Source organism: Chelativorans petroleitrophicus (genome assembly GCF_025398195.1).
Classification (GTDB): domain Bacteria; phylum Pseudomonadota; class Alphaproteobacteria; order Rhizobiales; family Rhizobiaceae; genus Chelativorans; species Chelativorans petroleitrophicus.
Window position 1 is genome coordinate 17,318 of record NZ_JAODNV010000013.1, and the last position, 20,074, is coordinate 37,391.

A 20,074-nucleotide genomic window follows, 5' to 3' on the forward strand; every position below is an offset into this window, starting at 1 on the left:
AAGGGGGATTCGATTATGCTGTGAACTCGGTTTCCGCCGCGTCCGACGGTCGCTCGGGTTTCGAGGCGAGAGGTCAGCCGGTCATCGCCCGGGCGGAGACGCTCTCGCGCTTCGCGTCCCGGGATTCGAGGGCTTCGGCCTTGCGCAGTTCGGCCTCCGCCTCGGCAAGCTCGGTCTTCACCTGTTCCTTCTGCTGAAGGAGCTCGGCCTTGGAGGTTCTGAGATTGTCGCGGCGCAGCCTGGCGGCCTTGGCGAAGGTCGGATAGGCGAAATGGTTCTGGTCGGTGATGCCTGACTTTGCCTCTTCGGCGGCGATTTGGGCCTCCAGTTCGGCGGCCATGCGGTCGAACTCGTTGATCATGGCATCGAGTTGAACGATCCGGCGGCGCTTCTCGTTCACCTGAAACTGTTTCAGCCGGACCATATTCTCTCGTGCTTTCATGCTCCAACTCCCACAAGACGCGGACGCGAAACTCCAGCCCTGTATCAATGTCCCCCTTCGCGCCATGCACGCCATATGCCCGGATTTGGAAAACAAAATCCTAAGTCCCCATCCGGGCGGTAACCATTCGTTTACGGGCATTGTTAATCATAAGACCGATGACTTAAGGCACGGTAAAGATTTCCTGACGGTCACGGGCCTTAAGGCCCGGTTCCGGAAGCGGAAATCGGGCCGCAGGCTGGGAGTCACGGGAAATGAATCAATTTTTGGATTCAACGATGTATCAAGAGAAGCTGAAAAGCGATCTTAGCGCTTGCAAGGGCGAATCAGGATTTGTTAACCATTAGCTGGCAGCTTCCGATTCAGGTGGACACTGCCACGGCCGGAATGCCCGTCAGATGCGGCTCGTCGGCGGAAAGGGGAATAAGATGCGCGTTCTGCTGATAGAAGACGACAGTGCGACCGCACAGAGCATCGAGTTGATGCTGAAGTCCGAAAGCTTCAACGTCTATACGACCGATCTCGGCGAAGAGGGCGTCGATCTCGGGAAGCTGTACGACTACGATATCATTCTCCTCGACCTGAACCTGCCGGACATGTCCGGCTACGAGGTTCTGAGGACCCTGCGCCTCTCCAAGGTCAAGACGCCGATCCTCATCCTCTCCGGCATGGCCGGGATCGAGGACAAGGTGAGGGGGCTCGGCTTCGGTGCCGACGACTACATGACCAAGCCCTTCCACAAGGACGAGCTGATCGCGCGCATTCATGCCATCGTCCGCCGCTCCAAGGGCCACGCTCAGTCGATCATCACGACTGGCGACCTGGTGGTGAATCTCGACACCAAGACGGTCGAGGTGGCGGGCCAGAGGGTGCACCTGACCGGCAAGGAGTACCAGATGCTGGAGCTCCTTTCGCTGCGGAAGGGGACCACGCTCACCAAGGAGATGTTCCTCAACCATCTCTACGGCGGCATGGACGAGCCGGAGCTGAAGATTATCGACGTGTTTATCTGCAAGCTGCGCAAGAAGCTCGATCTTGCGTCCGGCGGCCAGAACTACATCGAGACGGTGTGGGGCCGCGGCTATGTACTGCGCGAGCCGGAGGAAATCCGCGAAAGCGCGTAAACGCTGGCAGGCAGGTCCACGTTATGCACGCCGGCCCGTATGCGGCCGGCGTTATGCTGCCGCCCTGGCGTCCAGTTCCCGGAAGCTTTCCAGAAGCTGCAGGCGCGTGAACGGCTTCATCAGATAGCCGCTCGCGCCCGCACGCTTTGCGCGCGTCAGAAGGCTCACCTCGAACTCGCACACGCAGAAGATGATGTCGGGCTTCCTCTGCGGGTCGAGCTTCGCCAGCCGGCCGATCAGCTCGATTGAATCCATGTCCGGCAGGCGGTAATCGACGACGACGATTTCCGGCATTTCGTGCGTGCAGATATCGATCGCCTCGGCAGCGCTTTCAGCCTCCGCCACCAGCATCGTCGGTCCGGCGAGTATCCGCCTCGCGATCTTTCGTATCACGCTCGAGTCGTCAACGATCAGGCAGCGCTTCATCGCCCCCGCTTCCTTTCTGCCGAGATATCGCCCAAATGGTAATGAAGGCTGGTAAACGGTTGGCAAACAGCCGTGGTAAACCTTCTCCTAAGCGGTGCCGGTGGCGGTGAGCACGATTTCTTCCGCCGTGCCGCGGATCGAGATCGTCATGCCCGCTTCGCGGGCGAGCAGAAGCGTGTAGTAGAACTGCACCGAATGGGCGTCGACCGGCCCGTCCAGGGGCTGTCCGGCATGCAGCTGAAGGAATGCGGGCGGCACCCGGACCATGGGGCCATGCGCGGTGATCGTGAATTTGGCGGCCGTCTCCAGATCGCTGAGCGCCACCGTGAGCCGTCCTCCGCGCGGAATGGCGGCGTTGGCCACCAGTATCAGGTTCAGCAGCAGCTTCACCTGGTTCTTAGGCAGGAGCGCGCGTCCGCCCTGCCATTCGAATTCCGGCTTCTCGTTGCGCATGAAGGCGCACGCCACCGCTTCGGCGTCCCCCGTGTCGATCTGCATCCCGGCGGAACCCGCCGCGCCGAAAGCGATACGGGCGAACTGCAGCCTTGCCGAGGCATTGGCCGCGCTGGCACGGATCAGCCGCATCGCGTCTTCGTCGGCGCCTCCCTCGTCCAACAGCTCAAGCCCGTTATTGATCGCGCCTACCGGAGAGATGATATCGTGGCACACGCGGCTGCAAAGAAGTGCTGCCAGGTCGGGCGCGCTGAGCGAGAAAATGTCCGTCATGTTTTGAACCGTCCCCACATAGGTCAATCCAGACAAGCAGAGCGAAATGAACGCGTATCGCTTCGCCCGCGGAAGGCTCGCGAATCGCAGTCCCCTGCCACGGCTTTCTTGGTTGCACATGAAGACCGATGGGGCAACAAAACGCGGCCATGCGAGACGGCGGAAGTCCGCGGACGGGGAATGCAGCGTTCGATAGGCTTAACGGGTCCATAAGGTTAATGGTTGAAAAACGATTACGCTTTAATCTCAAATCATCATGATGTCGGGGAGCGGGGCCGCCGGGCGCAAGGCGGGGCCGCTTACCAAGGAGACGGGACCGATGCTATCGAGCTTCTTCAGTCGCGCGCGTGCGTGTCTTTTCGTCCTCAGCCTGGCGGTGCTGTGTGCCGCAGCAGTCTTGCCGACGCCTTCCGCCCGCGCGCAGGACGGCTACACCATGGACGAGATCATCGAGGCCGGGAGCAATTTCTTCGGTGCCACCACCGGTGGGCTGGCCCAGGTGGTGGAGAAGATCTTTTCCTCCTACGGCCTGCCGAATGGCTACGTGCTGGGCCAGGAGGGCTCCGGCGCGATCGTCGGCGGGCTCACCTATGGCGAGGGCACCCTGTACACCAAGAACGCTGGCGACCACGCCGCCTACTGGCAGGGTCCTTCGCTCGGCTGGGATTTCGGCGCGCAGGGCTCGCGGGTCATGATCTTGGTCTACAATCTCGACAGCGTAAACAGCCTTTATCGCCGCTATGCGGGCGTGGCGGGCTCGGCCTATGTCGTTGCGGGGCTTGGCTTCAATGTCCTGAAAAACGGACCCGTGCTCATCGTGCCGATCCGCACCGGCGTGGGCGCGCGTCTCGGCGTCAATGTCGGCTATCTGAAGGTGACGCCGCGGCCCACCTGGAACCCCTTCTGACCGCGCGGTCCATCAGCCGGCAAAGAGCAGGGTAGCAGGCCTCTGGATTTGTTGCCGCCTGCCGTGGCACAGTGAAACCGTCAACGGATGTGCCCCCTGTGATTCAAAGTGTGCTGGTTTTCGCTCTGGGTTTTCTGGTTGCCGCCGCGCTGGCGCTGATGGCGGCGCCCGCGCTGTGGCGGCGAGCCGGCAGGCATGAGCGAAAGCGCATCGAGGCCTCCATGCCGCTTTCGCGGGAGGAACTGCAGGCCGAAATCGATGCTGTGCGCGCCGAATACGCCATGGCGATGCGGCGGCTGGAGATGAAGGCCGAGGCCGTAAAGAAAAAGGCGGCGCAGGATCTGGTCGAGATCAATCTCCTGCGGGAGCAGGTCCATTCCCTTGAAATGCGCTGCGCTGAAAGCGACGAAGCGCTCGCCGGGCTCAACGCCGAGCGGGCCGATCTTTTGGCCCGTCTAAAGGACGCGGAGTTGGAGCTCAGGGAGCAGACCGCTCGGCTCAGGGAAGTCGAGGAAAAGCTTGCCGAGCGCGAGCGCGAGGTGGAGGAGCTGTCGCGGCGCTATGAGGAAGCCAGTCTCACCGCGAGCAGCCGGCAGATCGAGCTTGTGGCGCGCGAATCCGAAATTGACAATCTCAACGAGATGCTTGGCATATTGCGCAGCCAGCGCAAGGAAGCCGACCGGATGATGCGCGAGGCGGTCTCCGAGAAGGTTCAGGCCGACAAGGCGCTTCAGCTGGAGCGCGAGCGGGTGGAGGAACTGGCGCACAAGGTGGAGCGTCTGATGACGGATTTGTCCACGCGCGAGGACCGGCTGGAGCGGCAGGAATCGGAGATCACACGGCTCAAGCAGAAGCTCAGGGAGTCGGCCGGCAGGCGAAAGGGCCGGGAGCCCGACGCGGATGAGGAGCGCGTGCGGCTGGAGGCGCAGGTCGCCGAGCTTTCCCAGAAGCTTTCCACGCTTCTTGCCGGCGGCGATGCGACAGCCCCGAAGGACGAGGCGTCCGCCCTGCGCAAGCCGGAGATGGAGCGGCTGCAGGCGCGGCTCGCCGCGCTCCTGCGGGAGAACAAGAAGCTACGCGCCGAGCTTGCGGCAAGTGCCGCGGCCCAGCAGGAGGCGGGCGACGAGATGCTGCGCGAGCGGATCTCCAATCTAGCCGCGGAGGTGGTCAGCATGGCTGCGGCGCTGCAGGGGCCGGACTCTCCCATCGAGAAGGCGCTCGCCGGCCCGCCGGCAGAAACCGGCGGCAAAGGCAAGGACCGCCGCATGAGCCTTGCCGAGCGCGTGCGTGCTCTCAGAAAGGCGTCCGTCGAAGCGGAACGTTGATTGCCGTCAGACGCGGTAATCGGTTCAAAGTGTCGGCGGCCGCCACAGGCGGTGCAAGGCGATGGCGGCGGCGGTCGCCACGTTGAGACTGTCGAAATCTGCACGCATCGGAATGCGCACGGACGGCAGCCGGGACAGAAGAGCTTCCGGAAGGCCCGGGCCCTCCGCGCCCAATAGAAGTGCGCACCGGGGCGCCCGCTCCACATCTTCGATTGCCTGTTTGCCCGACGGGCTCAGCGCCAGCACCTGAAAGCCCTGCGCTTCCAGCGTGTCCGCAACCGCATCGGCGCTGCCGCCGCGGGCGAAAGGCACCTTCAGCGCCGCGCCGACCGAAACGCGGATCGCCTTGCGATAGAGCGGATCGCAGCAGGTTCGGTCCATGATGACGGCGTCGGCTCCGAAGGCGGCGGCATTGCGGAAGATCGCGCCCATATTGTCGTGATCGCTGATGCCCGCCAGCGCGACCACCAGCGCCTCCGAGGGCAGGCGGGCAAGCAGCGCCTCGGCCGGCTCTTCCTCGCTGCGCAGGCCGATCGCCAGCACGCCGCGGTGCATGGGAAAGCCCGCGATGGCATCCATCAGATCGCCGCTTGCCACATAGACCGGCACCTCGGGCGGGATGCGGTCGATGATGTGTGTCATTCCCGGCACCCGGTTTTCCCGCAGCAGCACCGATTCGGCGGCAAAGCGTGCCGTGGAAAACAGCACGTTCAGAACCACCTTGCCCTCGGCCACGAAGCGGCCTTTCCGCCCGACCAGATCGCGTTCGCGAATGTCACGATAGGCGGCGATCCGTGGGTCTTCGAGGTCGTCGATGCGGATCAGCGTGTGTGGCATGTCTTCAGCCGCCGCGCGCCTTTTTCGCCATGGCGATCAGGGTAGGGCGAAGTTCGGAGGCCTCTTTCAGAGGGGAGTCGAAAAGCACCCTGCGCACCTCGTCGCCATTGGCAAGGTCGATGCCTTCCGGATCGATGCCGGTGAGCCGCCATTTGCCGGGCGCGGCGCGGACCAGATGGACGGCGTAGTTTTCCACCGCGTCCGCGTGGTCCGCGTTCATGTGGTCGATCGCGTGCTGCTCCGTTTCGAGGAAGGAATCGAGCGGCTCCTCGATGATGAGATCGCTGCTCTTCAGCCGATAGGCACGCGCGAAGCCGCCGTTGAGCAGCCCCCCCTGAGCTTCCAGCCGGAAAAAGGCGAAGTCCGCGAAGCCGGCATAAAGCTTCGCCTTGGGATGGCGGTTGAGATAGCGCCGCTCGGCGTGGGCATGGGTTTCGGTGCCACGCTCGATCTTCTCCGCCCGAGCCTTTACCGTCAGACGCGGATGGGCGAGTGGATCGCCCCTTCCGGGCTCTCCGACCAGCAGCGCGCAGCGCGGGTCGGCTTCGAGCGCCTGCCGGTGGAGCGAGAGGGCCGAGACGAGAATGACGGGCGTGCCATCCATGTCAGTCGCCACCGCCACGCGGGTGGCAAGAGGCGCGCCATCGGCGGGATCGAGCGTCGCCAGCGCGCCGAACCGGGCCGTGCGCAAGAGGGTTCTTGCCAGCCGGATTGCCTCGGCGTCAGGCTCGAGAAAGGGGTCGGTTTTCGCCATGGGCAGCGTAAAGGCCTCTTTTCACCTGCTTCGCCCTTCGCATAGAAGATGGCGCCATGACGCTCAACCTGCCAAGGCATATTCTCATCCTGACCGGGTCGCCCGGCGCGGGAAAGACGACGGTTGCGAAATCCCTTGCGACCTTTTCGGAATGCCCAGCGGTCCATCTTCACGCCGACGATTTCTGGCGCTTCATCGTCAAGGGCGTGATCCTGCCCTATCTTCCGGCCGCCGGCGGCAGAACGAGGTGGGCGTCCAGCCTCAGCGCCGCACCACCGCCTTGAGCACGTCGCGCACGCCGATGGAGCCGACGAAGCGGGACGCCTCGTCGAACAGCGCCACGGGCGCCGTCTGCGACTGGTGCATCGCGTGCATGACGGTTCTCAGCGGCGTGCCGGCCCGCGCCCAGTAGACGATCGACGGATCGTCGGGTGCGCCGAGGTCGTCGCAGGAGACCCAGACCGCCGGCTTGCCGTTGCGCTCCGCGCTGATCACCAGCATGTTCTCGTCGAACTTGAACCGGGTGGTGCGCCTGCGGTCGAGCCACAGCCAGCCTTCGCCTGCCGGCTCCAGGTCGCGCGCATCCCGCATCACGTTCCACGCCGTCAGAACCGACATGGGATTCACATTGGCGATGAAGTCCCGCACATAGTCGTTTTCAGGCTTCAGAACGATGTCTTCCGGCGCCCCGGTCTGCACGATCCGCCCGCCCTCCATGATGGAGATGCGGTTGCCGATCTTCAGCGCCTCCTCGAGGTCGTGGCTGACAAAAAGGATGGTCTTCTTGAGGCGTGCCTGAAGCTCCAGAAGCTCGTCCTGCAGCTTGGTGCGGATGAGCGGATCGAGGGCCGAGAACGGCTCGTCCATGAGCAGGATGGGCGCTTCGGTGGCGAAGGCGCGGGCAAGACCCACCCGCTGCTGCATGCCGCCGGAAAGCTCATGGGCGTATTTGTCCACCCAGTCCTGCAGATGCACGAGCTGGAGCTGCGTCATCACGCGCTCATGCCGCTCCTTCGGCGGCACGCCTGCAAGCTCGAGCCCGAATCCGACATTCTCCGCCACCGTGCGCCAGGGCAGGAGCGCGAATTGCTGAAAGACCATGGCCACGCACTCGCGGCGGATCTTCCGCAATTCGCTGTCGGAGCAGTTGACGACGCTCGCCTCCCAATCGCCGTCGCGCACGATGACGTCTCCGCGCGCCACGCGATTGAGCCGGTTGACCGCGCGCAGCAGCGTCGATTTGCCCGAGCCTGAAAGTCCCATCAGGACGGAGATTTCGCCCTTCTCCACGGTGAGGTTTGCGCCCGCACAGCCGATCACCGCACCCGTGCGCTCAAGGATTTCGGCCCGGCTCGCGCCCGCATCCACCATCTTGAGCGCCTCGGCCGTCTCCTTGGCGGAGCCGAAGATGATATCGACGTTCCTGAACTCGATCGCCGGCTTCATCGATCCTGCTCCCGGCCGATACGGGCCATGCGGTCGAGAATGATGGCAAGCACGACGATTGCAAGCCCCGCTTCGAGCCCAAGCGGGATGTTCACCGTATTGAGCGCGCGAACCACGGGCTTGCCGAGGCCATCGGCACCGATCAAAGCCGCGATCACCACCATGGATAGCGAAAGCATGATGCACTGGGTGAGCCCCGCCATGATGGAGGGCAGGGCGGCTGGCAGTTCCACCTTCCGCAGGAGCTGAAACTTAGTGGCCCCGAAGGCCAGGCCCGCCTCCAGCATGGGCTTCGGCACGGAGGTGACGCCCAGATAGGTCAGCCTTATGGGCGCGGGCGAGGCGAAGATAACGGTGACGATCATTCCGGGCGCCGCCCCGAGCCCGAAAAGGATAAGCACCGGAATCAGATAGACGAAGGTCGGCAGAGTCTGCATCAGGTCGAGAACCGGCCGCAGCACCTGATAGACCCGCGCGTTATGCGCCGCCCATATGCCGACCGGCACGCCGATGGCCATGGATACCGCCGTTGATGCCACCACCAGCACCAGAGTCTCGATCGTCTCCCGCCACAGGCCCTGATTGACGATGAAGGCCAATCCCACAACGACAAGCACCGCCAGCTTCCAGGATCGCTGGAGCGCGTAGGCGAGCGCCGCCAGCGCGAGGATGACGATGGTCGGCGGCAGCCAGAGCAGGAGATCCACCATGCCGTCGAGAGCCGCGGCAAGGCTGTCCGCCAAAGTGTTGAAGAAAAGCGCGAAATCCGTGGTCAGAAAATCAAAGAATGCGCGGCCCCACTGACCTATGGGGATTTTCCGGGCGGCGATCCATTCGGTGAGAAAGTCCATGAGGTCGATGCTTGAAAGTGGAGGTTCAAAGCTTGGGAAAGCTGCTTTCCGGGAACCCGGCTAGGGAAACTCTTTGCCTGGCCGGAACCGGGCGGAGAGGGAACGCCGCAGCAGACATGCCGGAATACCGCGCCGCACTTTGTGGACTCGGTCTAAAGCCCCAGATGCGCTTTCACGGCCGCCAGCCCGTCCTCACCGTCGAAGGTGGTGACGTTCGCGAGCCAGCCTTCAAGCACTTCGGGGTTCTCCTTGATCCAGGCGGTTGCCGCGGCCTGCGGGTCCTGCCCCTCATCCAGAATGGCGCCCATGATCTCGTTCTCCATTTCGAGGGAGAAGACGAGATTCTTCAGGAACTGGCCGAGATTGCCGCATTCCTCGGTGAAGCCCGCCCACACATTTGTGTGAACGGTCGCGCCGCCGTAATTCGGGCCGAAAACCTCATCGCCGCCCGAAAGGTACGCCATGTCGATATTGGCGTTCATGGGGTGCGGCTCCCAGCCGAGGAAAACGATATGCTGCTCGCCCTGCACCGCGCGGCGCACCTGGGAGAGCATACCCGCTTCGGAGCTTTCCACGAGCTCGAAATCCCCCAGGCCGAACATGTCGTTCTCGATCATGTCGAGAATCAGCCGGTTGCCGTCGTTTCCGGGCTCGATACCATAGATCTTGCCGCCCAGCTCGTCGCGGAACTTCGCAATGTCCTGAAAGCTCTGCAGCCCGGCGTCATAGGTGTATTGCGGCACGGCGAGCGTGTATTTCGCGCCCTCCAGATTGGTGACGATGGTCTCCACCGAGCCGTTCTCGCGGTACGGTGCGATATCGGCCTCCATGGTCGGCATCCAGTTGCCGAGAAAGATGTCGATATCCTTGTTCTTGAGCGAGGCGTAGGTGACCGGCACCGAAAGCACCTGCACCTCGGGGCTGTAGCCGAGCCCTTCCAGCAGGACCGTCGCGGTCGCGGTCGTGGCGGTGATGTCGGTCCAGCCGACATCCGAAAAGGTTACCGAGCGGCAGGATTCGGGCTCGGCAGCCACCGCCGCACTTGCGGCAAGCATCGCGGCCAGGCTGGCACCAGCGCCGATGCTTCTGATGAGCGGCGTGCGTGCTCCCTTGTTCATGCATTCTCCCCTGTTGTTCTCGTGCCTGCTGTCAGGTCTTTCTTATCCGGTTCAAAGCCTTTTTCAAAGGCAAGCACCAATCGAGGGTCTCCGCAAGCGGAAAGCGAAGGCGGGTGCGGCTGATTGCGTCGGCTCTTCCACAGGCGATGCTTCCCGCGCCTCGAAACTTGCCCCGCTCACAGCAACAGTTGTGCCCATCCCGCCGGTAACCTATGTCATTGCAGGCGCAGGGCTGCGCGCCGGTCGTTCCGCTGAGGGAAGCGCAAGGTGCTCAATTCCATTGTCGATGTCTTCACCCGCATATTCGGGACGATCGGACGGGGTATCGGCTGGCTCGCCGTTTGGCTGGCCTGGCCGTTCGCAGCGCTCGGCCGTTGGCTGATGCGCCGCGGCTGGATCGCGCGCTGCGTCGTCGGGGGGATCATTCTTCTCGTTCTCGGGCTCTATGCCTATTTCTTTTGGCAGACCCAGCTCTGGACAGGTTTCAATCCGGACTACGTGCAGGCCTACCGCGTAGAGGGCCGCGACGTCTCGGCAGGCAGCCAGATGGCCGCAACCGGGCAGGGCGCGGGCGCGCCTGTGTGCAACCGCTCGGCCATTGCCGACGTGGCCGCCGACCTGACGGACTTCAACGTCAACCAGAACGCATGGATCTCGTCCATGCTGCTCTACAAGCTCGGCTTTTTCGGCCTGTCCTGGGACGATACGCCCTTCTTCGACAACAAGGCCTCCTTCCAGCGCGGCGTTAATCAGGCCGTGCGCCGCACGGCGGTGGAACTGGTCGATGCGCTCGGTCGCGTCCGCGGCACGTCCCAGATCGACCGCGACCTTCAGAAGGCGCGCGAAAGCATCCAGTTCTCCGAGGATGCCTGGTATTTCGGCCTTTCGCCTTTCGGCCCCAAGACGCCTACACCCAGCTTCTACCGAACGGCGATCACCTCGCTGCGTGCCTTCAACGACCGGCTGGAGCGCTGCGAAGCCGTGTTCGACGCGCGGGCCGACAACCTGATCCAGTTCCTCGGCCGCATCGCCAGCGATCTGGGATCCACTTCAGCAATCCTGCGTGAGCGGTCCGAGAACTTCAACGGCGGCTGGTTCGATACTCGCGCCGATGACCGCTTCTGGTTCGCCTATGGCCAGCTCTATGGCTATTATGGCCTGCTGCATGCCGCGCGCGCGGACTTTTCCGAGGTCGTCACACAGCGGTCGCTGGGCTCGCTGTGGGATGCGACGGAGGAACAGTTCCGCGCTGCCCTTGACATCACACCGGCGATCGTCTCCAACGGCCGCGAGGATGGCTGGATCATGCCGACGCATCTGGCCACCATGGGTTTCTACATCCTGCGTGCGCGGTCGAATCTGGTGGAGCTCAGGCAGGTGCTCGACCGGTAGACCGTCGGGCGCCGGCGGGTATCAGAGAGGCGCGAATGCTTTTGACGCTCGCCGTTTCCGGCCATCGCTCGCTGCGCGATCTCGTGCTGCCGCTCGACCGGCTGAACGTCGTGTCCGGCGCGAATGGCAGCGGCAAGTCGAGCCTATACAAGGTCATCCGCCTTCTCGCGACGATCGAGGATGCCTTTCCGGGCAGCAGCGTCGTCATCGGCATCAGCGACAGCGGGTTTTTCGAGGTGCAGATGCGGCAAGCCGGGGCTGCTCAGGCCGCTGACGGCGGCGGAGTTTTCCGACGGCACGCTGCGCTACCTGCTGCTGGTGGCGGCGCTTCTTTCGCCGCGACCGCCGTCGCTTCTGGTGCTGAACGAGCCCGAGACGAGCCTGCATCCGTCTCTGATCGCGCCGCTCGGGCGGCTGATCGGACGCGCGGCGGAACAATCGCAGCTGATCGTGATCACCCATTCGCAGGCGCTGGCCGAGGCGTTGGCGGCAGATCGGGATGCGATATCCTTCACCCTCGCCAAGGAGCTCGGGGAAACGGTCGTCCTCGATGACCATCCGCGGCCGCGATGGGCGTGGCCGTCCCGCTGAAACTGTCGCTCGGATGATAATGATCGGCCAGCCGCGTGCGACCCTGATCTCAGAGCCAAGCCCATTGCTGCGCACGGCGCAGGCGGACATATTGGCGTGGCGCTGTCGCAATTGGTGCATTAGGCGGCAGATTCGAAACAGCGGAGCCGCACGGGCGGATGCTTCTTGTGCGGCGGGGGTTCGTTAAGGGCACCCCTTTTCCGGAGCCGGAGGAGATTATGGCCGAAGTGAAGTCCGATATCGAAATTGCGCGTGCGGCAAAAAAGAAGCCGATCCAGGAGATCGGCGCAAAGATCGGTATTCCACCGGAGCATCTGCTTCCTTACGGTCATGACAAGGCGAAGGTCTCGGCGGAATTCATCGCCGAGGCGCGGAAGAGGCCGGACGGCAAGCTGATCCTCGTCACCGCCATCAATCCGACGCCGGCCGGTGAGGGCAAGACCACCACCACGGTGGGCTTGGGCGACGGGCTCAATCGCATCGGCAAGAAGGCCATCGTTTGCATCCGCGAAGCCTCGCTCGGTCCCTGCTTCGGGATGAAGGGCGGTGCCGCCGGCGGCGGCTACGCGCAGGTCGTTCCCATGGAAGACATCAACCTGCATTTCACCGGCGATTTCCACGCCATCACGTCGGCCCACAACCTGCTTTCGGCCCTCATCGACAATCACATCTATTGGGGCAACGAGCTGGGCATCGATACCCGCCGTATCACCTGGCGGCGCGTCATGGACATGAACGACCGGGCGCTGCGCCAGATCGTCACTTCGCTCGGCGGCGTGGCCAACGGCTTCCCGCGCGAGGCCGGATTCGACATCACGGTTGCCTCGGAGGTGATGGCGATCCTGTGCCTGGCCACCGATCTGCGCGACCTGCAAAAACGCCTGGGCGACATCATCATCGGCTACCGCCGCGACAAGAGCCCGGTCTTCGCCCGCGATCTCAAGGCCGACGGGGCCATGGCGGTTCTTCTCAAGGATGCGCTTCAGCCCAACCTCGTGCAGACGCTGGAGAACAACCCCGCCTTCGTGCATGGCGGGCCCTTCGCCAACATCGCCCACGGCTGCAACTCGGTCATGGCGACGACCACCGCGCTCAAGCTCGCGGACTATGTGGTCACGGAAGCCGGTTTCGGCGCCGATCTCGGCGCGGAAAAGTTCTTCGACATCAAGTGCCGCAAGGCGGGGCTCAAGCCCGCCGCCGCGGTCATCGTGGCAACCGTGCGCGCACTGAAGATGAATGGTGGCGTGAAGAAGGAGGACCTCGGCATCGAGAATGTCGCCGCGCTGGAAGCGGGCTGCGCCAATCTCGGCCGCCACATTGAGAACGTGAAGCAGTTCGGCGTGCCGGCCATCGTCGCCATCAACCACTTCCACACCGACACGCCCGCCGAGATCGAGGCGGTGAAGCGCTATGTGGCCGCCCAGGGCGAGGAAGCCGTGGTCTGCCGTCACTGGGCGCTGGGTTCGGCCGGTACCGAAGAACTGGCGCACAAGGTGGTGGAGCTCGCCGAAAGCCGCGCCTCGCAATTCGCGCCTCTTTATCGCGATGACATGCCGCTGTTCGAGAAGATCGACACCATCGTCAAGCGCATCTACCGGGGCTCAGGCGCCATTGCGGACAAGTCGGTCCGCGCTCAGCTCAAGCAGTGGGAGGAGCAGGGTTACGGCCATCTGCCCGTCTGCATGGCCAAGACGCAGTATTCGTTCTCAACCGACCCGAACCTGCGTGGCGCGCCGGTCGATCACGCCGTGCCGGTAAGGGAGGTTCGCCTTTCCGCCGGGGCGGGCTTCGTGGTGGCCATCTGCGGCGAGATCATGACCATGCCGGGCCTGCCGCGGGTGCCGGCGGCCCAATCAATCTTCCTCAATGAACAGGGATACATAGAGGGGCTTTCTTAAGAGGAGATTCAGCCTCTTCACAAATGGATTCAAAAAAGGGGCCGTCAAATCTTCGGCCCCGTTTCAGCACGACTGCAGATCTGAGAACGTTCCTGAACGCGCCTATTCCGCGCCGTTCGCGGGATCGCGGATTTCCGTCACGGTCAGCCGGTGCGTACGTCCGTCGCGCGCGGTCCAGTCGATCGACTGGCCAGCCGAAAGGCCGATCAGCGCCGTGCCCACCGGCGTCGTCACCGAAACCTTTCCTTGGGTGATGTCGGCCTCGGCCGGGAAGACGAGGGTGACGGTGTGGGACGTTCCGTCTTCGGTCGTATAGGTGACGGTCGATCCCATGCGTGCCACTGTCTTCGGCAGCGCGGCGTCTTCCACGACGCGCGCCCGTTCGAGCTCGGCAATCATCGTTTCCGCAAAGACCGGGTCACGCTCCTCCATCGCTTCCGCCAGTCCAAGCAGCCGGTCGTGATCGGTTTGGGATAGTGTGATCGCAGGCTTGCGTCCTGTCTTCTTCTGCATGGCTTCAGTCCCGTTGTATCCGGCCAACGCCGGTTTTCGTTGTTTCTGAGAATTTGGGATTTGCGCCTGGGAAAGCCGCGAACTGAACTGTAGCGGCCTGATGAGCGCCCCGTGGTCCGGAGGCGCACGGCACCGAACCCCGGGGTCAGTGTCCCGTGGCTGGACACATCCGCAGCGGACGCGTGGTGGGGTTCTCCTGCCGTACCATGGTAGAAAAGTGGTGCAGGTTGCCGCCGATGTCAAGAACGGTGCACGAAAGGCATCCGCCCTCCCGGGCGGCGGATGCGGAAGGCGTCCGGCATGGCCGCGCGCACCATCATCATCTCCCCGATCGTCTCATGGGTGAGCAGGCCGACGAGCCGCCCGTCGCTGTCCACTACCGCCACCGCCGGTACGGCCTTTTCCTGCATCAGCCGGAAACCCTCTATCAGGCTCTGGCGCCGGTGAATCACGGGAATGTCCGTGCGCATCGCGCCCACCACCGGCGCGTTCGGTCCGGTCTCCTTCAGCGCCACGATCATGTCGTTGCGTGTCAGAAGCCCTTCGAGACGCCCGTAGGGATCAAGCACCGGAAACTCGCTCTGCGTCGTGGCCAGCAGCCGGTCTATGGCTTCCGCGATCGTGGAGGACCGGTCGAGCGCGGCGAACTCTGTCACCATCACGTCGCCGGTCAGCAGGCTGTTGGATATGTCGCGGATTTGCGCGGTCTGCGCCTCCGCTGCCGCCGCCAGATAGACGAAAATGGCGATGAAGATCAGCAGCGGATTGTAGAACAGGCCGAGAAACCCGAACAGGAAGGCGAGGCCCTGGCCGATATTGGCCGCGATCTGGGTCGCCCTTGCCCAGCTCAGCCGGGTGGCCAGCAGCGCCCGCAGCACGCGCCCGCCGTCCATCGGGAAAGCGGGGATCATGTTGAACAGAACCAGAAACACGTTCACGCCGGCAAGGCGCACCAGAAAGTCGGCGCGCGGATTCTCCACCTGCATCATCTCCTCGATGCCGGCCCAGCCGCCCAGCCCGATGAAGATGATCGCCGCGATTACCACATTGACCATCGGCCCCGCCACGGCGATGACGAATTCCTGACCGGGCTCTTCCGGCATCCGCTCCAACCGCGCAAGGCCGCCGATCGGCAGCAGCGTGATGTCCGGCGTCTTGATGCCGTAGCGGCGCGCGGCCAGCGCATGGCCGAACTCGTGCAGCACCACGCAGGCGAAGATGGCCAGGATGAAGGCGACGCCTTCCCACGCCGCCGCCGCGCCGCCGATGCGGTAGTGCATGAACCAGATCCAGATAAGCAGCAGGAAAAAGGTCACATGGATGCGCACCACGGTCCCGGCGAATTTCCCGATACTGAATGACCACGTCATGGCAAAACCTGCTCCCCATCGGATCAAAAAAGACGCGAACGCTTTGCCGGTTCATTGCTGCGGCGCGGGCCCGTGCAATGAAGGGCGGCGTATTCTATGAGAGACATTTGTCGCGCCGGTTCCATTTTCAAGCTTCTGCAGGTAAGTGACGTCGAAATGCCATTGAAGGACCGACCGGTAGTGAAAGGCTTGACGGGGCTGGTGGAAGGCATGAAAACGCGCCGCCGCGCCGTGGGGCCGGCCGCCATCCTGGCCATCCTGGCGCTGGGCGTCAGCGCTTTCCTGGCCATTGCCGATGAGGTTGCCGAGGGAGAGATCCGGGCGCTCGACAGTCAGCTTTTTCTCCTTCTGCGCGATCCGGCCGATCCCTCCCGTCCGCTGGGGCCGCCCTGGCTGCAGGAGACGGCGCTGGAGATCACGGCGCTCGGCGGCTACGCGCTTATCATTCTGGCGCTTGGCGTGCTGACGGGTCTGCTTGTCGTCACGCGCCGCTACGGGCCTGCGCTCTATGCGGTCCTTTCGGTCGCGCTCGGGGCGCTGGTGTCGCATGGGTTCAAGCAGTATTACGCGCGCCCGCGGCCCGATCTGGTCGACCATCTGGATACCGTTCACACGGCCAGTTTCCCGAGCGGCCACGCCATGATCACCACGGTCGCCTATCTCACGCTTGCGGCGCTTGTCGTCCGCTTCTTTGATGACCTCAGGGTGCGCATCTATGTGGTCTGCGTGGCCCTTTTCATCGCCGTTCTCGTCGGCCTTAGCCGAGTCTATCTCGGGGTCCACTGGCCGAGCGACGTCGCAGCCGGCTGGGCGCTCGGCATCGCCTGGGCCTGCGTTACCTGGCTTGCCGTGGCCGCACTTCAGTTCTGGCGCTCAAGGGCGAGCGGACCGTGACGAATGCGGTTGCGCTTCCGCCCGATCGGCGGTATGGAGGCGGCATGAGAACGGTTCTTGTCGCAAAGCTTTGGTGGTGGGCCCGCTGACAGCGGCCAGTCGGAGCGTTTGCGCTTGAAACTTGATGAATGGCCGCAGGTGACAGCCGGGCGGCCATTTTTGTGCGGGCTTCCCGGCGGCGCCTTGAGAGGGAGCACAGCATGAGCGTGGAAGTCCTGGAAAGCGGAGCCGAACGCTTCGTCACGGCGGGTGGAATCGCAATAACCCGCACCCGCAGCGAGACGGCGTATCAGGGTGCCATCGACGCCTATATCGATGCCTTGGACGGGCGCCGTGGCGCCGTTTTCTCCTCCAACTACGAATATCCCGGCCGCTACACGCGCTGGGACACGGCCATCGTCGATCCTCCCGTCGCCATTTCCGCGCGCGGCCGCGCCATGCGGATCGAGGCGCTCAACAAGCGCGGGGAGGTGATGCTGCCGGCGATCGCGGCGGCGATTGAGCCCCTTGCCGAGGTCACCATCACCGGCCGTGCCGCGCGCCTTCTGGAGCTTCAGGTGGCGGAACCCACGGAGATCGCCACCGAGGAAGAGCGTTCGCGCGTGCCTTCGGTCTTCACGGTGCTCAGGGCCGTCACGCATCTCTTTCATACACAGGAGGACAGCAATCTCGGCCTTTACGGCGCGTTCGGCTATGATCTCGCCTTCCAGTTCGATCCGGTGAAGCTGAGGCTGGAAAGGCCGCAGAGCCAGCGCGATCTCGTGCTTTACCTACCGGACGAGATACTCGTCGTCGATCATTACGCCGCAAAGGCCTGGCACGACCGCTACGACTATGCCGGCCCTGGCTTTTCCACCGCCGATCTCCCCCGCGAAGGCCGTGTGGAACCCTTCACGCCCGGCACGCAGGTTCCGCCGCGCAGCGACCATGAGCCTGGCGAATATGCAAGGCTGGTCGAGAAAGCGAAGGAAAGCTTCCGGCGCGGCGACCTGTTCGAGGTGGTGCCCGGACAGATGTTCTTCGAGCGCTGCCAGAGCCGACCGTCGGAAATCTGCCGCCGGCTGAAGCGGATCAATCCCTCTCCCTATTCCTTCTTCATCAATCTCGGCAGCCAGGAATATCTGATCGGCGCCTCGCCGGAGATGTTCGTGCGCGTCTCGGGACGGCGGGTCGAGACCTGCCCCATCTCTGGCACCATCAAGCGCGGCGACGACGCCATCTCGGATTCAGAGCAGATCCTGAAGCTGCTCAACTCCAAGAAAGATGAATCGGAGCTCACCATGTGCTCCGACGTGGACCGGAACGACAAGAGCCGCGTGTGCGAGCCGGGCTCCGTGCGCGTCATCGGTCGCCGGCAGATCGAGATGTATTCGCGCCTCATCCACACCGTGGATCACATCGAGGGCCGCTTGCGCGAAGGTATGGACGCCTTCGACGCCTTCCTGTCCCACGCTTGGGCGGTCACGGTCACAGGCGCGCCGAAGCTCTGGGCCATGCGCTTCATCGAGGAGAATGAAAAAAGCCCCCGCGCCTGGTATGGCGGCGCTGTGGGCATGGTGCATTTCAACGGCGACATGAACACCGGCCTCACGCTCCGCACCATCCGCATCAAGGATGGCATTGCGGAGGTGCGCGCCGGTGCTACCCTTCTCTTTGACTCCAATGGCGAGGAAGAGGAAGCCGAAACGGAGCTGAAGGCCTCCGCGATGCTGGCGGCCATTCGCGAAGCAGGGAAGACGGATATGGCGGACGAGGTAAGGGCCGCGGCGAGAGTGGGCGAGGGGACCCGCATCCTGCTGGTGGACCACGAGGATTCTTTCGTGCACACGCTGGCGAACTATTTCCGCCAGACGGGCGCGCATGTGACGACCGTGCGCGCTCCCGTCGCCGACCAGATCTTTGACCGCGTCAACCCGGACCTTGTGGTGCTTTCTCCCGGGCCCGGCACGCCGGATGACTTCAACTGCACGGCCACCATCCGTAAGTCGAGAGCGCGCGATCTGCCCATCTTCGGCGTGTGCCTCGGGCTGCAGGCGCTGGTGGTCGCCTATGGTGGCGAGCTGCGCCATCTGCGCGAGCCCATGCACGGCAAACCCTCCCGCATCCGCATCTCCGGCAACAGCCTAGTCTTTGCCGGCCTGCCGCGCGAGGTGACCGTCGGGCGCTACCATTCGATCTTCGCCGACCCGGCGAGCCTGCCTGCATCCTTCACCGTCACTGCCGAGACCGATGACGGGGTGATCATGGCGATCGAGCACGAAAGCGAGCCGATCGCCGCCGTGCAGTTCCACCCCGAGTCCATCATGACGCTGGGCCAGAATGCCGGCATGCGCATGATCGAGAACGTGGTGGCGCATCTGCCGCGCAAAGCCAGGGTGAAGGCGGCGTGACGGCCACTTGCGGCAACATTGCCCCCGGCGCGTGGGCCGGGGGAGGGTCGGCGCGTCTTCAGTCGGCCTGAACTTAACTGATAGTAAAGCCGGGTAGGCTCGAAACTCATGCCTTCTACCACTGCCCGCGTCCGGCGCCTGTCCTTCTGGTCCATCATTGTCGGCGTGGCCATCCTCGCGCTGAAATTCATCGCCTGGTGGCTAACGGGCTCGGTGGCGCTGTTCTCGGATGCGATGGAATCCATCGTCAACATCGTCGCCTCGGGCATCGCCTGGTACGCCATCCGGCTTTCGGCCAAGCCTGCTGATGCGGGCCACCCCTTTGGTCACCACAAGGCGGAATATTTCTCCGCGGTCCTTGAAGGCGTGCTGATCGTCGTGGCCGCGCTTCTGATCCTGCATGAGGCCGCGCTGGCATTTCTCGTCCCGCGCGCCATATCCGCTCCCGGCCCGGGGTTAGCCGTCACCGCGCTCGCCGCCGTTGCCAACGGCGCCTGGGCCGCCGTGCTGATCCGCGAGGGCCGCCGGGCGCGCTCGCCTGCTCTGGTTGCGGACGGGCGGCACCTATGGAGCGATGTGGTTACCTCCGCCGGCGTGATCGCGGGGCTTTTGCTTGCGCTGGCCACCGGCTGGCTATGGCTCGATCCGCTTCTGGCGATGCTGGTCGCCCTCAGCGTCCTCTGGCACGGCTGGCATCTGGTGCGTTCTTCCGTGCAGGGGCTGATGGATGCCGCCGTCGATCCCGTGGACCTGGCGGAAATCGAGCGCGTCATCGCCACCAACAGCGAAGAAGCGCTGGAGTTTCACGACCTGAAGACCCGGGAGGCGGGCCGCGTCCGCTTCATAGAGTTCCATCTGGTGCTGCCGTCGCAGATGACGGTCGAGCACTCGCACAGGATCTGCGACCGTATCGAGCATGCGCTGGCGAAGGAGATTCCCGGCGCGCGCGTGACCATTCACGTGGAACCCGCGCACAAGGCCAAAAACGGAGCCGCGAAGAACGGAAACGGGGTTGGACGTCCTGTTTAGAGATCCGGTTGCGAAGGTGCCACCGGTTGAAACCCTAAGAG

Annotated in this window: 20 protein-coding genes; 10 read left to right on the forward strand and 10 right to left on the reverse strand. The window is 63.8% G+C overall.

Going from position 1 to position 20,074, the window contains the following annotated elements:
- Positions 1-73: 73 nt before the first annotated feature.
- A complete protein-coding gene (locus NYR54_RS12570; protein ID WP_261516011.1) occupies positions 74-442 on the reverse strand; it encodes a flagellar export protein FliJ in 369 nt (122 codons plus the stop codon).
- 428 nt (positions 443-870) lie between these two features.
- Here NYR54_RS12570 and ctrA point away from each other — a divergent pair, with 428 nt between their 5' ends.
- Entirely contained in the window at positions 871-1,566 is a 696-nt protein-coding gene (ctrA, locus tag NYR54_RS12575; protein ID WP_261516012.1) for a response regulator transcription factor CtrA, read from the forward strand.
- 51 nt (positions 1,567-1,617) lie between these two features.
- Here ctrA and NYR54_RS12580 read toward each other — a convergent pair whose 3' ends face one another.
- Positions 1,618-1,992, reverse strand: a complete 375-nt coding sequence (locus NYR54_RS12580; RefSeq protein WP_261516013.1) for a response regulator — start codon at positions 1,990-1,992, stop codon at positions 1,618-1,620.
- Positions 1,993-2,079: 87 nt separating this feature from the next.
- Entirely contained in the window at positions 2,080-2,718 is a 639-nt protein-coding gene (gene chpT / locus NYR54_RS12585) for a histidine phosphotransferase ChpT (protein WP_261516014.1), read from the reverse strand.
- Between the two features lie 319 nt (positions 2,719-3,037).
- Here chpT and NYR54_RS12590 point away from each other — a divergent pair, with 319 nt between their 5' ends.
- Positions 3,038-3,625 (forward strand): DUF1134 domain-containing protein, encoded by a 588-nt coding sequence (locus tag NYR54_RS12590; RefSeq protein WP_261516179.1) that lies wholly within the window; start codon positions 3,038-3,040, stop codon positions 3,623-3,625.
- Positions 3,626-3,723: 98 nt separating this feature from the next.
- On the forward strand, positions 3,724-4,950 hold the full coding sequence (locus NYR54_RS12595; RefSeq protein ID WP_261516015.1) for a coiled-coil domain-containing protein: 1,227 nt from the start codon (positions 3,724-3,726) through the stop codon (positions 4,948-4,950).
- A 24-nt stretch (positions 4,951-4,974) separates the two neighbouring features.
- On the opposite strand, the gene NYR54_RS12600 is transcribed toward NYR54_RS12595, so the two are convergent.
- Positions 4,975-5,787: a TrmH family RNA methyltransferase gene (locus tag NYR54_RS12600; protein WP_261516016.1), complete on the reverse strand. Its 813-nt coding sequence runs from the start codon at positions 5,785-5,787 to the stop codon at positions 4,975-4,977.
- Positions 5,788-5,791: 4 nt separating this feature from the next.
- The gene (locus NYR54_RS12605) at positions 5,792-6,541 is read right to left on the reverse strand and encodes a HugZ family pyridoxamine 5'-phosphate oxidase (RefSeq protein ID WP_261516017.1); all 750 of its coding nucleotides are present in this window, start codon (positions 6,539-6,541) and stop codon (positions 5,792-5,794) included.
- A 56-nt stretch (positions 6,542-6,597) separates the two neighbouring features.
- Between NYR54_RS12605 and NYR54_RS12610 the strand changes: the two genes are divergently transcribed.
- Positions 6,598-6,825, forward strand: a complete 228-nt coding sequence (locus NYR54_RS12610; RefSeq protein ID WP_423738611.1) for an AAA family ATPase — start codon at positions 6,598-6,600, stop codon at positions 6,823-6,825.
- Here the strand turns inward: NYR54_RS12610 and choV are convergent.
- From choV to NYR54_RS12625, 3 genes are all read right to left on the reverse strand, one after another.
- On the reverse strand, positions 6,803-7,987 hold the full coding sequence (gene choV / locus NYR54_RS12615) for a choline ABC transporter ATP-binding protein (RefSeq protein WP_261516018.1): 1,185 nt from the start codon (positions 7,985-7,987) through the stop codon (positions 6,803-6,805). The two genes, NYR54_RS12610 and choV, sit on opposite strands and share 23 nt — an antisense overlap.
- Complete coding sequence (gene choW / locus NYR54_RS12620) at positions 7,984-8,838, reverse strand: choline ABC transporter permease subunit (protein ID WP_261516019.1); 855 nt, start codon at positions 8,836-8,838, stop codon at positions 7,984-7,986. The genes choV and choW overlap by 4 nt, the downstream gene beginning before the upstream one ends.
- Before the next feature lie 152 nt (positions 8,839-8,990).
- Positions 8,991-9,956: a choline ABC transporter substrate-binding protein gene (locus NYR54_RS12625; protein WP_261516020.1), complete on the reverse strand. Its 966-nt coding sequence runs from the start codon at positions 9,954-9,956 to the stop codon at positions 8,991-8,993.
- 267 nt (positions 9,957-10,223) lie between these two features.
- On the opposite strand from NYR54_RS12625, the gene NYR54_RS12630 reads away from it, so the two are divergent.
- The 3 genes from NYR54_RS12630 to NYR54_RS12640 all read left to right on the forward strand — a co-directional run bounded on the left by NYR54_RS12630 (position 10,224) and on the right by NYR54_RS12640 (position 13,837).
- On the forward strand, positions 10,224-11,348 hold the full coding sequence (locus NYR54_RS12630; RefSeq protein WP_261516021.1) for a DUF2333 family protein: 1,125 nt from the start codon (positions 10,224-10,226) through the stop codon (positions 11,346-11,348).
- Between the two features lie 180 nt (positions 11,349-11,528).
- Complete coding sequence (locus NYR54_RS12635; protein WP_341484305.1) at positions 11,529-11,939, forward strand: AAA family ATPase; 411 nt, start codon at positions 11,529-11,531, stop codon at positions 11,937-11,939.
- A gap of 218 nt (positions 11,940-12,157) precedes the next feature.
- Complete coding sequence (locus tag NYR54_RS12640) at positions 12,158-13,837, forward strand: formate--tetrahydrofolate ligase (protein WP_261516022.1); 1,680 nt, start codon at positions 12,158-12,160, stop codon at positions 13,835-13,837.
- 102 nt (positions 13,838-13,939) lie between these two features.
- Here the strand turns inward: NYR54_RS12640 and rnk are convergent, their stop codons facing one another.
- Positions 13,940-14,350, reverse strand: a complete 411-nt coding sequence (rnk, locus tag NYR54_RS12645) for a nucleoside diphosphate kinase regulator (protein ID WP_261516023.1) — start codon at positions 14,348-14,350, stop codon at positions 13,940-13,942.
- A gap of 239 nt (positions 14,351-14,589) precedes the next feature.
- On the reverse strand, positions 14,590-15,720 hold the full coding sequence (locus NYR54_RS12650) for a site-2 protease family protein (protein WP_261516024.1): 1,131 nt from the start codon (positions 15,718-15,720) through the stop codon (positions 14,590-14,592).
- A 180-nt stretch (positions 15,721-15,900) separates the two neighbouring features.
- Here NYR54_RS12650 and NYR54_RS12655 point away from each other — a divergent pair, with 180 nt between their 5' ends.
- The 3 genes from NYR54_RS12655 to NYR54_RS12665 all read left to right on the forward strand — a co-directional run bounded on the left by NYR54_RS12655 (position 15,901) and on the right by NYR54_RS12665 (position 20,033).
- Positions 15,901-16,614 (forward strand): phosphatase PAP2 family protein, encoded by a 714-nt coding sequence (locus NYR54_RS12655; protein WP_261516025.1) that lies wholly within the window; start codon positions 15,901-15,903, stop codon positions 16,612-16,614.
- 200 nt (positions 16,615-16,814) lie between these two features.
- Entirely contained in the window at positions 16,815-19,004 is a 2,190-nt protein-coding gene (locus NYR54_RS12660) for an anthranilate synthase (RefSeq protein ID WP_261516026.1), read from the forward strand.
- A 108-nt stretch (positions 19,005-19,112) separates the two neighbouring features.
- Positions 19,113-20,033 carry a cation diffusion facilitator family transporter gene (locus NYR54_RS12665; RefSeq protein ID WP_261516027.1) on the forward strand — a complete coding sequence of 307 codons (921 nt, stop codon included), beginning with the start codon at positions 19,113-19,115 and terminating at the stop codon, positions 20,031-20,033.
- The last annotated feature ends 41 nt before the right edge of the window (positions 20,034-20,074 follow it).

Coding starts and splice junctions, on each gene's coding strand:
- NYR54_RS12570 (WP_261516011.1), bottom strand. CDS start 442: ATGAAAGCACGAGAGAATATGGTCCGGCTGAAACAGTTTCAGGTGAAC.
- ctrA (WP_261516012.1), top strand. CDS start 871: ATGCGCGTTCTGCTGATAGAAGACGACAGTGCGACCGCACAGAGCATC.
- NYR54_RS12580 (WP_261516013.1), bottom strand. CDS start 1,992: ATGAAGCGCTGCCTGATCGTTGACGACTCGAGCGTGATACGAAAGATC.
- chpT (WP_261516014.1), bottom strand. CDS start 2,718: ATGACGGACATTTTCTCGCTCAGCGCGCCCGACCTGGCAGCACTTCTT.
- NYR54_RS12590 (WP_261516179.1), top strand. CDS start 3,038: ATGCTATCGAGCTTCTTCAGTCGCGCGCGTGCGTGTCTTTTCGTCCTC.
- NYR54_RS12600 (WP_261516016.1), bottom strand. CDS start 5,787: ATGCCACACACGCTGATCCGCATCGACGACCTCGAAGACCCACGGATC.
- NYR54_RS12605 (WP_261516017.1), bottom strand. CDS start 6,541: ATGGCGAAAACCGACCCCTTTCTCGAGCCTGACGCCGAGGCAATCCGG.
- NYR54_RS12610 (WP_423738611.1), top strand. CDS start 6,598: ATGACGCTCAACCTGCCAAGGCATATTCTCATCCTGACCGGGTCGCCC.
- choV (WP_261516018.1), bottom strand. CDS start 7,987: ATGAAGCCGGCGATCGAGTTCAGGAACGTCGATATCATCTTCGGCTCC.
- choW (WP_261516019.1), bottom strand. CDS start 8,838: ATGGACTTTCTCACCGAATGGATCGCCGCCCGGAAAATCCCCATAGGT.
- NYR54_RS12625 (WP_261516020.1), bottom strand. CDS start 9,956: ATGAACAAGGGAGCACGCACGCCGCTCATCAGAAGCATCGGCGCTGGT.
- NYR54_RS12635 (WP_341484305.1), top strand. CDS start 11,529: ATGCCTTTCCGGGCAGCAGCGTCGTCATCGGCATCAGCGACAGCGGGT.
- NYR54_RS12640 (WP_261516022.1), top strand. CDS start 12,158: ATGGCCGAAGTGAAGTCCGATATCGAAATTGCGCGTGCGGCAAAAAAG.
- rnk (WP_261516023.1), bottom strand. CDS start 14,350: ATGCAGAAGAAGACAGGACGCAAGCCTGCGATCACACTATCCCAAACC.
- NYR54_RS12650 (WP_261516024.1), bottom strand. CDS start 15,720: ATGACGTGGTCATTCAGTATCGGGAAATTCGCCGGGACCGTGGTGCGC.
- NYR54_RS12660 (WP_261516026.1), top strand. CDS start 16,815: ATGAGCGTGGAAGTCCTGGAAAGCGGAGCCGAACGCTTCGTCACGGCG.
- NYR54_RS12665 (WP_261516027.1), top strand. CDS start 19,113: ATGCCTTCTACCACTGCCCGCGTCCGGCGCCTGTCCTTCTGGTCCATC.